The following is a 13,697-nucleotide window of genomic DNA, read 5'->3' on the forward strand; positions in this document are numbered from 1 at the left end:
TGCTTAGACCTCTTTTTCTTTAAAAATGAAAAATTTACTGAAGAAATAATTTAAAATCACTACTACAACTTGTGTAATCATTTTCGCCCAAAACGATGAAAAATGAATGCCATCAATTAGGAGAATCATTAAACCCATATCAGCCACAAAAGATAAAATTCGGTACCAATAAAATAAGCCCATTTCTTTAAAAAAACCAGCTATGCTTTCATGCTTACTTGCGAATACCCAATATTTATTCGTGAAAAAGGCAAATAGAACAGATAAAAACCAACTAATTGTGTTACTTATCTTGTAATCCAACCCTAACACATTTTGACAAACAAAAAACACAACTAAGTTGACGACAGTCGTTGCACCACCAAAAAATAAATAAGCCAGTACTTCTCGGTATTTACGAAATAATTCTTTCAATTTTCACGCATCCTTTCAACTAATCATTTTATCAAACTTCGGCAAGAAAACCTATCTATTTTGTGTAAAGACACAATTCTCTTGCTAATTTTACTATTTATTAAGTATTTATGAAAAACATAATAAGAGTAGAGGATAAGTTCATTCATGAATGAACTTACCCTCTACTCTTACTCTAATAATATATTGACTCCATCGACCGATAAGTTAAATCAGCATTAGTCCTTTAGCTTAGGAAGTGCTATCGTTTGTCCTTCGGTTAATACAGAATACGTTAAGTCATTTGCCTGCTTGAGGGCGGTTAAGGAATAGCCCGTTTTTTTAGCAATTTTTGCGAGTGTCTCTCCTCTTTTTACTTCATAATACTCAGTAGACTCTGTTTTTGAATCATTCGCTTTACCATTTGATTGCTCTGCTGTCTTCAAAGCATTAGTCACCGATTTACTGATTATTAGTGATTGAAGTAACGCTTGTTCTTTCGGTTCTAGAGAAGTCGCCGCTGTTTGCTGAGGAATTGTGATCTTTTGGCCAATATAAAACATTTCTTTAGTCTTTGAATTTTGTTTTAAGATGGCTGTTGCTGACACACCAAACGTCTGGCTAATGGTGGCGAGAGAATCTCCTTTGCTTACTTCATAGACGACTGCTTCTTTTTTTAGCTGTGCCTTGACTGCTTCCTTATCAAACGAAGGTTTCTTTTCTTCTGCCAAATTAGTCACTACTGGTTTCTTCTTTTCTTGATCGTATTTAGTTAATTGATAGGTTTCAATCAACGCATTTAATTTTTTATCGTAATATGTATCCGTTGCATAACGACCTGTTAAAAATTTTGTTGCCTGCTGATAATTCGTCGTGTTTGCTTTCAAAATGCCGTGATAAAACGTTGGATTACCCGCCAGCCCATTGATGATTAATTTACTATAGTCTGTTAATGACTCTTTATAGGAAGGATACTGACGAAAATCGGCATGAATGGTGGTCATCTTCCCTTTACCATCATCTTCTTGTGTGGGAAAGCTGACACTTTGACCTTGATAAGCGCCTTTAATGCCAAACAAATTATAATTAGGCGGCGCTGCTAACGCACTATTGCCCGAGCCACTTTCTAAAATAGCTTGAGCTATCATGACAGAAGCGTATAGCTCATGTCGCTGACCAATAACTCGTGCTTCTTCACCGATTTTTCTAATAAACTCAGAAGTAGAAGCATTCTCTTGGACAACAAAATTTGCCTCGGCTTGTTGTTGAATTCCTGCTTGCTTTTCCTTTTCTTGACTATTGTTCATCTCTGAATGTGCTAATGGCTCTTTGGTCTTTTCAGTTAATGTAGAATTTTGTGGTTCCTGATTATGAGGCGGCTTTTCAGTGAGTGCTTTACGCTCTTCAGACGCTGGTTGCTCACTTTGTAACGATTCGGTTGGTTTAGTACTAGCAATTGTCTTTTCTTGTGGCGGTAAACTATTTTCAGATTCTGAAGGTTCCACATTATTTTCCTGATGGTCACTGCTGTCATTTTGTGTTGAACTTTCTTGTTGTTCAGACGAACTTATTATTGTTTCGTTCAGCGTTGAAGAAGTAAGGGTTCCTTGGTCTTGATTGGCTTGGTCCGCTCTTTTTTCTTCCAGCGATAGCTGTCGACTTTCGTCCCTCGTTTCGGTCTCCTCTTGAGCGATTAATGGTTCTGAATTGTAGTAACTGGCGCCCGCATAAGCCCCTAAGACTCCAAGACATACCAACTTCAAATATCTTGCCTTTCTTTTTTTCATCGCATTTCTCCTTCATTTACCTCTTTATTTCTGCTAATAATTGCTCTATCTGTTGGTACATTCCTGTTGATTCATTCTTGATTGTCAGCATTTGTTCACAATAAGCTTGGTACTCTCTTGCCACTTGCTTCATGCGTGTTAAAGTTGCTAAACGTTGTTCCATCTCTTCATGAACTGTTGCAACTTGTTGGTTAGCTTGGGCAATTGTTTCTTTTGCTTGACGTTTGGCTTCTAATAAGACTTCGCCAATTTCTTTTTGAGAAAGCGTAACGGCTGTGTCTAAATTCTCTTCACTGGTCTGTCTCTGTTGCATCTTTTCTTCAGACAATTGTTTCTGTAAAGAAGTGATAGTTGCTTCTTTATCACTTAACGTTTCTTTAACATCTTTAAGTTGAACATCTTTTTCGACTACTTGTTTTTGTAATGCTTCCACTTCATTGGTTTGCATTAATAATTGCTCCGTTAGTTTTTTTATGGATTGCTGATATAGTTGATTTTCTTCTTCTAGTTTTTCAGCAAAAGAAAACGATTCTTCCGACAGTTCAGTCGGCACTTCTTGCTTGACCTGCTTAACTTTTGCAGCTTGCTCTTTTGCATAAACGACCTCGTCATCAAAGATTGCTTCCTCTGTTACCTTTGGTTGTGCTTTCCCCGATTGTTCATTTTCAAAATCCGGCATCTTCTCATACTCCTCATCTTCATTGTTTTTAGTCAAAAATTGCCACATTTGTTTCTCCTCCTTCGTACCTTTTACACCGTTAACATATAGCCTTTTGAGCGAATTGTTTTGATATATTGTGGTTTGTTCACATCTTGTTCAATTTTTTTACGCAAATGGAAAATCACATTAGCGACACGATATTTTCGTTCATTCGCAGTATCTTTCCAGACATTTTTGTAGAGTTCTTCATATGTAATTGTTTGTCCTGCGTGTTTGTATAAATACTCTATTGTGAAAAATTCCAATTTTGTTAAAAGAATTTCTTCTCCATTTCCCAAGCAAACACTCAAATTTGGCGCAATTAAATACAATCTCTCAGAAAGATTCTTAGTAACTGTTTGTTCCTCGTTTGCACTAACTAATTTAGGATAAAAACGTCTTTTTACACGTTGCAATAAATTACTCATGCTTAACACGCATTCTTGGCGATCATAAGAATGATCAAAAACGCCATCTGCGCCTAATTGTAAATAAATAATTCGATTGACTTTACTAATTGCTTCTGTCCGAGAAAATAACCAAATTGGCAAGTCTGACTGCTTGCGAATTGTCATTAATAACTCACAACAAGTATTTACTTGCTGGTGATCAGTAACTTCAATCACTAATCCATCAATATGGTGCAAATGAAGAAGTATATTTGTTCCTTGGATGATCTGACATTCTACTTGATTACTAACAAACCAATTTTGACAGTATTCTTTTGTTTCAATTGTCAAAGGGACGACACCAATTGTATATTTTTCCATTTTTTTACCTCAATCTTCCTAATATTCTCCTTCAAAATATAATAATTTTTATTTATATTCTATTAATAAATAAAAATCACCAACTACTAATTTTTCAAAAAATGATTGTTATTACTAAATTTTATCGAATAAAAACAAGGCTGTCTAGCTAAAACGAGGCCTTTAAATTATCATCTTTTTTGTTAAATGAGTAAATATTTGAGAAAACACTACAAGTAAAGATATTATTTAGATTATTTATTCTTTATGTAAAAAAAAGCTTACGATTTTTCAATCGTAAGCTTTTAGAATACTTTTTTATTTTTACATCATACCGCCCATGCCCATTGATGGATCCATCATAGGAGCTGGTGCAGCTGGTTCTGGTTTGTCTGCAACAACTGCTTCGGTTGTTAATAATAAAGCTGACACAGAAGCTGCATTTTGTAAGGCAGAACGAGTTACTTTTGTTGGGTCAACAATACCGGCTTCAACCATGTTTACCCATTCACCGTTAGCTGCATTGAATCCGATACCTAAGTCAACATTTTTTAGTTTGTCAACAATCACTGATCCTTCATAACCAGCATTTTCAGCGATTTGACGGATTGGTTCTTCTAATGCACGAACGACAATCTTGATCCCTGTTGCCACATCGCCTTCAGCTTCCAGCGCAGCGACTTTACCAATTACATTGACAAGTGCGGTACCACCACCAGAAACCATGCCTTCTTCTACAGCGGCACGTGTTGCGTTTAACGCATCTTCAATTCGTAATTTTAATTCTTTTAATTCTGTTTCAGTTGCAGCACCGACTTTAACGACAGCAACCCCGCCAGCTAATTTAGCTAAACGTTCTTGTAATTTTTCACGATCAAAATCAGACGTTGTTTCGCCGATTTGGTTTTTAATTAAATGAACGCGGGCATCAATGGCTTCTTTTGAACCAGCACCTTCAACAATTGTTGTGTTATCTTTGTCGACAACTACTTTGCTAGCATTTCCTAAGTTTTCAATGGTTGTGTCTTTTAACTCTAACCCTAAGTCGTCAGTGATTACTGTACCACCTGTTAAAATAGCAATATCTTCAAGCATCGCTTTGCGGCGGTCACCAAATCCTGGCGCTTTTACTGCGACAACATTAAATGTACCACGGATTTTGTTCAATACTAATGTTGGTAGAGCTTCTCCATCAACATCATCCGCAATGATCAATAGTGGACGGCTTTGTTGTAGAATTTGTTCTAATAAAGGTAAGATATCTTGAATATTTGAGATTTTTTTGTCGGTAATTAAGATATATGGATTTTCTAAAACAGCTTCCATTTTATCGTTGTCAGTAACCATGTATTGAGATAAATAACCGCGGTCGAATTGCATTCCTTCAACCACATCTAATTCTGTTTCAATCCCTTTTGATTCTTCAATGGTAATTACGCCGTCGTTACCAACTTTTTCCATTGCATCGGCAATTAATTGGCCGACTTTTTCAGAACCTGATGAAACAGCAGCGACTTGTGCAATCGCTTCTTTTGAATCAACTACAGATGAAATATTGTGTAATTCTTCTACTGCTGTTTTTGTTGCTAATTCAATCCCACGACGAATACCTAATGGGTTAGCTCCAGCAGTTACGTTTTTTAAGCCTTCACGAACAATGGCTTGTGTCAAAACAGTCGCTGTTGTTGTTCCGTCACCAGCAATATCATTCGTTTTAGAAGCAACTTCTGAAACTAATTTTGCGCCCATGTTTTCAAAATGATCTTCTAATTCAATTTCCTTAGCAATTGTTACCCCATCGTTAGTAATCAATGGTGAACCAAATGATTTTTCTAAAACAACGTTACGACCTTTAGGGCCTAATGTCACTTTCACTGTATCTGCTAATACATCTACTCCGCGTAGCATTGCTGCACGTGCATCTTCTGCAAATTTAATCTCTTTTGCCATGATTTCTTCACCTCATAATTTTTTTCTTCTATTATATTATTCTGTAAAAGTTGTTTATTATTCAACAGTGGCAATAATGTCTTTGGCTGATACAATTAAGTATTCTACGCCTTCGTATTTCACTTCTGTTCCTGAATATTTTTCAAACATTACTGTGTCACCAATTTTTACTTCCATCGGAACTTTTGTGCCATTTTCAAGCACACGACCTTCACCTACTGCGATAACTTCACCTGTTTGTGGTTTTTCTTTTGCAACGGATGCAAGAACAATTCCTCCAACAGTTTTTTCTTCTTCTTTCGCGACTCTAATTACGACGCGATCGCCTAATGGTTTTAACACAATAAATCCCTCCAAATAAAAAGTTTTCGCTTATTTTAGCACTCGGTACACAAGAGTGCTAACTCACACTATTTATAATACTCATTTCACTCTAAAAATGCAAGTCTTTTCTCTCTTTTTCTTGTCAATTATAAGATACGCATTTTTTATTGCGTATTCTTTTTTTCATGGAATGTTTTTCCAATCCTTTAATTCATGGTAAAATAAGTTGACTACGATTGGAGGCGAATAAAATGAAACAACGTTTACTTACAGCACTAATAGCAACATTCGTTTATTTTGTGATAGCGAATTTAGGAAATCTTGTTTTCAGTGTCACAGAAGGAATTGTTTCGACACTTTGGGAATCTCTTTTCTTTTTCTTATTCGTTTTTCTTTTATTAGGATATCGCAATAATCGTAAAAAATAATTATAGAAAGGATTAACCATGACCTTAAGAAAATCAAGTTTATTTATTTTAGTCACATACATTATCGCTTTTTTCGGGCCGTTACTTTTTTCGGGTATTTCCCCCAATGCAGCGATTAATGTGACAACTGCTCTCTACATTATTGGCGCCCTTGTAATGATTGGCATCTTTTTAAAAACCACAGAACCTTCTCCTTTAGAGGAAACCGCAACCTTGAAATCACCTATTTTTATTTTTTTACTAGGTGTTAGTGGGATTTTCATTGCCATGCTGATTCAAGGGGTTACTTTTGCCATTGAAGTAGCCATCACAGGAGAACAAGCTACTTCTCAAAATACGCAAGCTATTGTAGCGGTGATTTTGGCAAATCCTTTATTTATTTTGGCAACTACTATCGGTGGTCCGATTATGGAAGAATTCGTCTTTCGTTATGCATTTATCCATTTAATCCAGCCTTTTACAAATTTCTGGATTGCGGCTACTGTTAGTTCGGCGATTTTTTCACTCGCACATGCCGATGGTCACTTTTTTGTTTATTTCTTTATGGGATTTTTCTTTGCTCTTTTGTACAAGCAAACTGGAAAAATTTGGACCTCAATTATCGCCCATTGCGGCATGAATACGATTGTGATTATTGTTCAACTACTTTTGCATAATGGTGCAATTCAATAAGAAAAGGGCCTTCGTCTAAACGACTAGGCCCTTTTCTTTTGCTTATTCTTCTTCGTCAATCAATTCGTTGTCATGATGTAAGAAATAAATCAATGTTTGTAATTCGTTGGTTAAGTCAACATTTTGAATTAATACTTCAGGTGGCGCTACTAAACGCGCAGCCGTAAAGTTTAGAATTCCTTTAACCCCTGCTTCGGCAAGTTTGTTCACAACTTCTTGCGCTTTGCGAGCTGGAATAGTTAAAATAGCTACTTCGATTTGTTGAACACGGATTTGTTCCATCATATCTTCCATTGGATAAACCGGAATACCGTCAACAATGCGTCCCACAATATCTTCATTCACATCAAATGCGCAACTTACACGAATACTGTTGCTTTGATGGAATTTGTACTTTAATAAAGCACTTCCTAAATTACCAACCCCGATTAATGCGACATTGGTTAACTCATCTTCATTCAATGTTTTTGCAAAAAAGTTCATTAAGTTTTCAACATCATAGCCGTACCCACGTTTACCTAATTCACCAAAATATGAAAAGTCACGACGAATAGTCGCACTGTCTACTTGTACCGCTTCACTTAATTCAGTTGATGAGACTTTATTTTTTCCTGTATCATGTAACATTCTTAAGTAGCGATAATATAAAGGAAGGCGTCGCGCCGTTGCTTTTGGAATAACTTGATCTTTCACAATTGGACCTCCAATACTTTCACTTAAATCTTATCCATTAACATAATAGCAGTTTTTCACAATAAAAAGCAATTCTATGGCTCAAAAATAGCATTTTTCTTCAAAAGTTTGTGATAAAAGGTATAAACCTTCACAAAGCATTTTTTGATACGTGCTATTTTAGCAGATTTTATGCTACACTAAGGGCAATGAATTTAGAAATGAGGACTACTGATGATTTTATTACAAGCAAATCAAGTTGCCCGGCATTTTGGCTCGGAAACATTGTTTGAAAACATACATTTAGAAATTGCAACAAAAAGTCGGATTGCCTTAGTTGGTCGTAATGGTGCTGGAAAATCGACTTTTTTAAAAATCATTGCAGGCATTGATGCTCCCGATAGCGGAACCATTGCCAAAAATAAAACTGCTACGTTAGGTTATTTAGCTCAAAATACCGGCTTAGAATCAGATAAAACCGTTTGGGAAGAAATGACAAAAGCCTTTGCTGACATCCTAGAAATGGAACAGCGTATGCGAGAATTAGAAACCAAAATTAGTGAAATGGAGCCAATCACTTCCGTTTATGAAGGAATTTTAAAAGAGTACGATCAATTGCAACATACGTTTTCTGAAAAAAATGGCTACGGCTATGAAAATGAAATTCGCTCAGTCCTTCACGGCTTTGGCTTTGATGAATCCTTTTACAAGAAAGATATTCAAACCTTATCTGGTGGTCAAAAAACCCGGCTTGCATTAGCAAGAATGCTTTTACAAAAACCAGATATTTTAATTCTGGACGAGCCTACAAACCACTTAGATATCGAGACGCTTTCTTGGCTGGAATCTTATTTGCCAAGCTATGCCGGCGCCCTATTAATTGTTTCCCACGATCGTTATTTTTTAGATAAGGTAGTTAATGAAGTTTATGAACTGAGCCGCAAAAAAATGACTCACTACAAAGGAAACTATTCCAAATACTTGGAGTTAAAAGCAGAACAATTAGCCAGTGAATGGAAAGCGTATGAAAAGCAACAAGAAGAGATCAATAAGTTAGAAGATTTTGTTGCCAAAAATCTGGTTCGTGCATCTACAACGAAACGTGCACAAAGTCGCCGAAAAGTATTAGAAAAAATGGACCGTTTAGACCGACCTCAAGGAGATGAAAAATCGGCGCATTTTCTTTTCGATAGTGAAAAAGTCTCGGGAAATGTTGTTTTACAAGTCGAAGATGCCGCCATTGGTTACGACCAAGAACATATTTTATCCGAACCTATTCACTTGGATATTCGTCGTAAAGAAGCCATTGCCTTAGTCGGACCGAACGGAATTGGTAAATCCACTCTCTTGAAATCAATTATTGACCGCATTCCTTTCATTAAAGGAAGTAAAACTTTTGGCACCAATGTTTCTGTAGGTTACTATGACCAAGAGCAAGCCAATTTACATGGCAATAAAACGGTCTTAGCGGAATTATGGGATGAACACCCAACCACACCTGAAAAAGAGATTCGAAGTATTTTAGGCGGCTTTCTCTTCAGTGGAGATGATGTTGAAAAAACGATTCCTTTATTAAGCGGTGGCGAAAAAGCCCGTGTGGCATTAGCAAAATTAGCGATGGATCGTGACAATTTCTTGATTCTCGATGAGCCAACCAACCACTTGGATATCGATAATAAAGAAGTTTTAGAAAATGCGCTGATTGATTATGAAGGAACCATCCTCTTCGTTTCCCATGACCGTTACTTTATCAATCGAATTGCAACAAAAGTTGTTGAGCTTTCTGAAAAAGGCAGCAAACTTTATTTAGGCGACTATGATTATTATTTAGAAAAGAAACAAGAGGAAGAAGAAATCGCTGCCCTCTTAGCTAATGAAGAAGCGGCGAAAAAACCCGAACCAGTTACAGCCAAAAATACCTTTTATCAAAACAAGGAGCAACAAAAATTACTCCGTACTTTGCAAAGAAAAATAACACAAGTCGAAGAAAATCTTGCTCAGTTAGATACGACAATTGCACAATTAGAAGCACAAATGAGTCAACCAGACATTCTAGAAAATCATGTTGAATTGCTGGCTTTAAACCAACAATTAGATGACGCTCGTCAGCAACAAGATGAACTACTTGAGCAATGGGAAAATTTCAGTTTAGAATTAGAAGAAATGGAAAATAACAATTAACGGAGGGATTCACTATGGCTTCCAAAAAAATCAGTTTAACGAAGCCCAAATATCAACAAATCGCCGTTGATGTTGCGGAAAAAATTGCAGAAGGCAAATTACATGTTGGAGATAAAATCCATGCCCGTTCCACCCTAGCTAACCAATACCAAGTGTCGCCAGAAACAGCTCGCAAAGCCATTATCGTTTTAGTCGATTTAGAAATCGTTAAAGCCAAACACGGCAGCGGCTTCTATGTGGCATCAAAAGAAAAAGCGCAGGACTTTGTGACACAATATCAAGACGTTCAAACGATTGCTGAAATTAAAGAAGAATTGCTAGATAGCGTAGCGAAACAAAAAGAAGAACTTACTCATTTTTCTAGCATTCTAGATACTCTTGTTGAACAAACAAAGCGTTTTGATTCTTTCAATCCAATGAATCCCTATTCATTAGTTTTAACAGAAGAAGCTGCTTATCTTGAGGCGACGATTAGCGAAATGAATTTTTGGCAAAACACTTCGGCAACGATTATCGCCATCAAACACAAAGAAGAGCTTCTAGTCTCACCTGGTCCATATGCAAAGATTTCGTTGAACGACACACTTTATTTTGTTGGACATGACGAATCAACCTTACAACGTGTCCAAAATTTCTTTTATCCTTAAACAAAAAAGTGACTACTTATCTTGCGGTAAATAGTCACTTTTTTTATTTATTATTTCTATTTTTCATAAAAACCCACTATAAAACCTAGTTAAAATACTGTTTTTCTTCATTTTCAGAAAGATTTTCATCTAATTTGACAAAGTGACAACTTTATAGTAGTCTGATGTAGTCACTTTTTTAATGAGGAGGAACAATGATTTGCCAAAAGTAAAAGTAAATCACCTTACCAAGATCTTTGGTAAGAAAACCAAACCGGCACTTGAAATGATTCGTGCCAACAAAAGCAAAACAGAAATTTTAGAAAAAACGGGTGCTACAGTCGGTGTTTATGATGTAAATTTCGAAGTTGAAGAAGGCGAAATTTTCGTTATTATGGGGTTATCAGGAAGTGGGAAATCAACATTAATTCGTTTATTAAATCGTTTGATTGAACCAACTTCAGGAAATATTTATATTGATGGACAAGATATTTCTTCTTTAGATAAAGAAGGATTACGTGAAGTACGTCGAAATAAAATGAGCATGGTTTTCCAAAACTTTGGTCTTTTCCCCCATCGAACTATCTTAGAAAATACGGAATATGGTTTAGAAATTCGTGGTGTTCCTAAAGAAGAACGCCAAGCAAAAGCTGAAAAAGCCTTAGAAAATTCTAGCTTAATTGCTTTTAAAGACCAATTACCAAGTCAATTATCTGGTGGGATGCAACAACGTGTCGGCCTTGCTCGTGCCTTGGCTAACGATCCGGAAATTTTATTAATGGACGAAGCATTCTCTGCTCTTGATCCGTTAATTCGTCGTGAAATGCAAGACGAACTATTAGATTTACAAGAAAATGTCAAAAAAACCATTATCTTTATCACACATGATTTGAATGAAGCTTTACGAATCGGCGACCGGATTGCCTTGATGAAAGATGGTCAAATTATGCAAATTGGGACTGGAGAAGAAATTTTAACCAACCCAGCCAACGAATATGTGCGAACCTTCGTGGAAGATGTGGATCGTTCAAAAGTCTTAACTGCCCAAAATATTATGGTACCTGCTTTAACTACTAACATTGAAATTGATGGCCCAACTGTTGCTTTAAAACGGATGCGTCAAGAAGAAGTGAGTATGTTACTTGCCGTGGATAAAAAACGCCAACTAAAAGGCGTTGTACGCGCAGAAAAAGCTTTAGAAGCGCGTAAAAACGGGACTTCTCTTGTAGAATGTGTGGATCCAGAAATTCAAACAATCGACAAAGATATGTTAGTGAATGATATTTTCCCACTGATTTATGATGCACAAACACCTCTTGCCGTGACTGATAACGGCAAACTATTAGGCGTGGTCATCCGTGGTAGCGTACTTGAAGCACTTGCAGAAACAGAGGTGAACGAACATGAATAAGTATCAATTACCTGTCGCATCTTGGGTTGAAAGTTTTACTGATTGGTTAACTTCAACATTTGCTGGATTATTCAGCTTTTTACAAACAATTGGTCAAAGTGTAATGGACAACATTACTGCATTACTAACAGCCGTACCACCACTTGTGCTGATTGTGCTATTAACGATTGCTGCTTTCTTTATTTCTAATAAAAAAATCGGCTTAAGTTTATTCACGTTTATCGGCTTAATGTTTATCTATAATCAAAACTTATGGAACGATTTAATGAGTACCGTTACGTTAGTTTTACTTTCTAGTGTTATTTCCATTATCATTGGTGTGCCACTAGGGATTTTAATGGCGAAAAGTGAAAAAGCCAAGAGTATTATTACACCGATTTTGGACTTCATGCAAACAATGCCTGGTTTCGTTTACTTGATTCCAGCCGTTGCATTCTTCGGAATTGGTATGGTTCCTGGGGTCTTCGCCTCTGTTATCTTCGCTTTACCACCAACCGTTCGCTTTACGAACTTAGGAATTCGACAAGTGCCAAATGAACTTGTTGAAGCAGCTGATTCTTACGGTAGTACTGGCTGGCAAAAATTATTCAAACTAGAATTACCTTTAGCCAAAAACACGATTATGGCTGGTGTTAACCAAACAACCATGCTAGCCCTATCAATGGTAGTTATTGCTTCAATGATTGGTGCGCCTGGATTAGGACGTGGCGTCCTTTCCGCTTTACAACGTGCACAAGTCGGGAACGGTTTCGTAAATGGTGTGGCTTTAGTTATTTTAGCGATTATCATTGACCGTTTTACTCAACATTTAAATAATAAAAAAGCAGCCCCTAAAGCAGCTGGTGCCACCTCTAAAAAGAAAAAATACGGGATTATTGCAGCGGTTGTTGTAATTGTCGCTGGCTTAGTTGGTGCTTCAATTTTTACAACAACAAATGATAAGCAAATTTCCCTTTCTTATGTGGAATGGGATACCGAAGTAGCCTCCACACATGTGGTTGCCGAAGTCTTAAAAGATATGGGGTATGATGTTAAAACGACTCCTTTAGATAACGCAATTATGTGGGAATCTGTAGCTAAAGGTGAAACAGATGCCATGGTTGGTGCGTGGCTGCCAGGAACTCACGCAGAGCAATATAAACAATATAAAGATAAATTAGACGACCTTGGTGAAAACCTTAAAGGTGCGAAGCTAGGAATTGTCGTCCCTTCTTATATGGATGTTGATTCTATCGAAGATTTATCTGATCAAGCTGGGAAAAAGATTACTGGAATTGAACCTGGGGCTGGTGTTGTTGCAGCAGCAGAGAAAACTAAAGAAGCTTATCCTAATTTGAAAGATTGGTCTGTTGAAACTTCTTCATCAGGTGCCATGACTGTCGCCTTAGGACAAGCAATTAAAAACAACGAAGACATCGTTATTACTGGCTGGTCTCCTCACTGGATGTTTGCAAAATATGATTTAAAATATTTAGCCGATCCAAAAGGCACTATGGGCGGCGAAGAAGCGATTCACACAATGGCTCGCCAAGGCCTAAAAGAAGATCAACCAGAAGCTTACAAAGTGTTAGATAATTTCCATTGGACAACTAAGGATATGGAATCTGTCATGTTAGAAATTAACGAAGGCAAAGACCCACAAGAAGCTGCACGCGATTGGGTTGATTCACATAAAGACCAAGTAGCAGAATGGAAAAAATAATTCTTAACAAATGACTTCCCCATCTATTAAAAGAGGACGTTGAACAAATTGTTCAACGCCCTCTTTTTTCGCCAAAAAAACCACTCAGTTGGGTAGACTGAG

At 36.8% G+C, this 13,697-nt stretch carries 13 protein-coding genes; 6 read left to right on the plus strand and 7 right to left on the minus strand.

The window, feature by feature from the left end; translation table 11 throughout:
* Positions 1–3: 3 nt before the first annotated feature.
* From IGJ03_RS09655 to groES, 6 genes are all read right to left on the minus strand, one after another.
* Complete coding sequence (locus IGJ03_RS09655) at positions 4–414, minus strand: GtrA family protein (RefSeq protein ID WP_002356537.1); 411 nt, start codon at positions 412–414, stop codon at positions 4–6.
* Positions 415–632: 218 nt separating this feature from the next.
* Entirely contained in the window at positions 633–2,180 is a 1,548-nt protein-coding gene (locus IGJ03_RS09660; protein WP_010712728.1) for a glucosaminidase domain-containing protein, read from the minus strand.
* Positions 2,181–2,196: 16 nt separating this feature from the next.
* Positions 2,197–2,907, minus strand: a complete 711-nt coding sequence (locus IGJ03_RS09665) for a hypothetical protein (protein WP_010712729.1) — start codon at positions 2,905–2,907, stop codon at positions 2,197–2,199.
* 23 nt (positions 2,908–2,930) lie between these two features.
* Positions 2,931–3,650: a response regulator transcription factor gene (locus IGJ03_RS09670; RefSeq protein WP_002382640.1), complete on the minus strand. Its 720-nt coding sequence runs from the start codon at positions 3,648–3,650 to the stop codon at positions 2,931–2,933.
* Between the two features lie 303 nt (positions 3,651–3,953).
* Positions 3,954–5,579: a chaperonin GroEL gene (groL, locus tag IGJ03_RS09675; RefSeq protein ID WP_002362559.1), complete on the minus strand. Its 1,626-nt coding sequence runs from the start codon at positions 5,577–5,579 to the stop codon at positions 3,954–3,956.
* A gap of 57 nt (positions 5,580–5,636) precedes the next feature.
* Positions 5,637–5,921 carry a co-chaperone GroES gene (gene groES / locus IGJ03_RS09680; RefSeq protein WP_002356531.1) on the minus strand — a complete coding sequence of 95 codons (285 nt, stop codon included), beginning with the start codon at positions 5,919–5,921 and terminating at the stop codon, positions 5,637–5,639.
* Between the two features lie 233 nt (positions 5,922–6,154).
* Between groES and IGJ03_RS09685 the strand changes: the two genes are divergently transcribed.
* On the plus strand, positions 6,155–6,331 hold the full coding sequence (locus IGJ03_RS09685; protein WP_002356530.1) for a hypothetical protein: 177 nt from the start codon (positions 6,155–6,157) through the stop codon (positions 6,329–6,331).
* An 18-nt stretch (positions 6,332–6,349) separates the two neighbouring features.
* Complete coding sequence (locus IGJ03_RS09690; RefSeq protein WP_002356529.1) at positions 6,350–7,003, plus strand: CPBP family intramembrane glutamic endopeptidase; 654 nt, start codon at positions 6,350–6,352, stop codon at positions 7,001–7,003.
* 42 nt (positions 7,004–7,045) lie between these two features.
* Here IGJ03_RS09690 and IGJ03_RS09695 read toward each other — a convergent pair whose 3' ends face one another.
* Entirely contained in the window at positions 7,046–7,696 is a 651-nt protein-coding gene (locus tag IGJ03_RS09695; protein ID WP_002356528.1) for a redox-sensing transcriptional repressor Rex, read from the minus strand.
* A gap of 213 nt (positions 7,697–7,909) precedes the next feature.
* Here IGJ03_RS09695 and IGJ03_RS09700 point away from each other — a divergent pair, with 213 nt between their 5' ends.
* The 4 genes from IGJ03_RS09700 (at position 7,910) to IGJ03_RS09715 (ending at position 13,595) form a co-directional block, all read left to right on the plus strand.
* On the plus strand, positions 7,910–9,856 hold the full coding sequence (locus IGJ03_RS09700) for an ABC-F family ATP-binding cassette domain-containing protein (RefSeq protein ID WP_010777871.1): 1,947 nt from the start codon (positions 7,910–7,912) through the stop codon (positions 9,854–9,856).
* 14 nt (positions 9,857–9,870) lie between these two features.
* Complete coding sequence (locus IGJ03_RS09705) at positions 9,871–10,503, plus strand: GntR family transcriptional regulator (RefSeq protein ID WP_002356525.1); 633 nt, start codon at positions 9,871–9,873, stop codon at positions 10,501–10,503.
* 199 nt (positions 10,504–10,702) lie between these two features.
* Positions 10,703–11,893: a quaternary amine ABC transporter ATP-binding protein gene (locus IGJ03_RS09710; RefSeq protein WP_002388977.1), complete on the plus strand. Its 1,191-nt coding sequence runs from the start codon at positions 10,703–10,705 to the stop codon at positions 11,891–11,893.
* On the plus strand, positions 11,886–13,595 hold the full coding sequence (locus IGJ03_RS09715; protein WP_002356521.1) for an ABC transporter permease/substrate binding protein: 1,710 nt from the start codon (positions 11,886–11,888) through the stop codon (positions 13,593–13,595). Before IGJ03_RS09710 ends, IGJ03_RS09715 begins: the two co-directional genes overlap by 8 nt.
* The last annotated feature ends 102 nt before the right edge of the window (positions 13,596–13,697 follow it).

The organism is Enterococcus sp. DIV1315a (assembly GCF_051712325.1).
Taxonomy (GTDB): Bacteria; Bacillota; Bacilli; order Lactobacillales; family Enterococcaceae; genus Enterococcus; species Enterococcus faecalis.

Coding starts and splice junctions, on each gene's coding strand:
- IGJ03_RS09660 (WP_010712728.1), bottom strand. CDS start 2,180: ATGAAAAAAAGAAAGGCAAGATATTTGAAGTTGGTATGTCTTGGAGTC.
- IGJ03_RS09665 (WP_010712729.1), bottom strand. CDS start 2,907: ATGTGGCAATTTTTGACTAAAAACAATGAAGATGAGGAGTATGAGAAG.
- IGJ03_RS09670 (WP_002382640.1), bottom strand. CDS start 3,650: ATGGAAAAATATACAATTGGTGTCGTCCCTTTGACAATTGAAACAAAA.
- groL (WP_002362559.1), bottom strand. CDS start 5,579: ATGGCAAAAGAGATTAAATTTGCAGAAGATGCACGTGCAGCAATGCTA.
- IGJ03_RS09685 (WP_002356530.1), top strand. CDS start 6,155: ATGAAACAACGTTTACTTACAGCACTAATAGCAACATTCGTTTATTTT.
- IGJ03_RS09690 (WP_002356529.1), top strand. CDS start 6,350: ATGACCTTAAGAAAATCAAGTTTATTTATTTTAGTCACATACATTATC.
- IGJ03_RS09700 (WP_010777871.1), top strand. CDS start 7,910: ATGATTTTATTACAAGCAAATCAAGTTGCCCGGCATTTTGGCTCGGAA.
- IGJ03_RS09705 (WP_002356525.1), top strand. CDS start 9,871: ATGGCTTCCAAAAAAATCAGTTTAACGAAGCCCAAATATCAACAAATC.
- IGJ03_RS09715 (WP_002356521.1), top strand. CDS start 11,886: ATGAATAAGTATCAATTACCTGTCGCATCTTGGGTTGAAAGTTTTACT.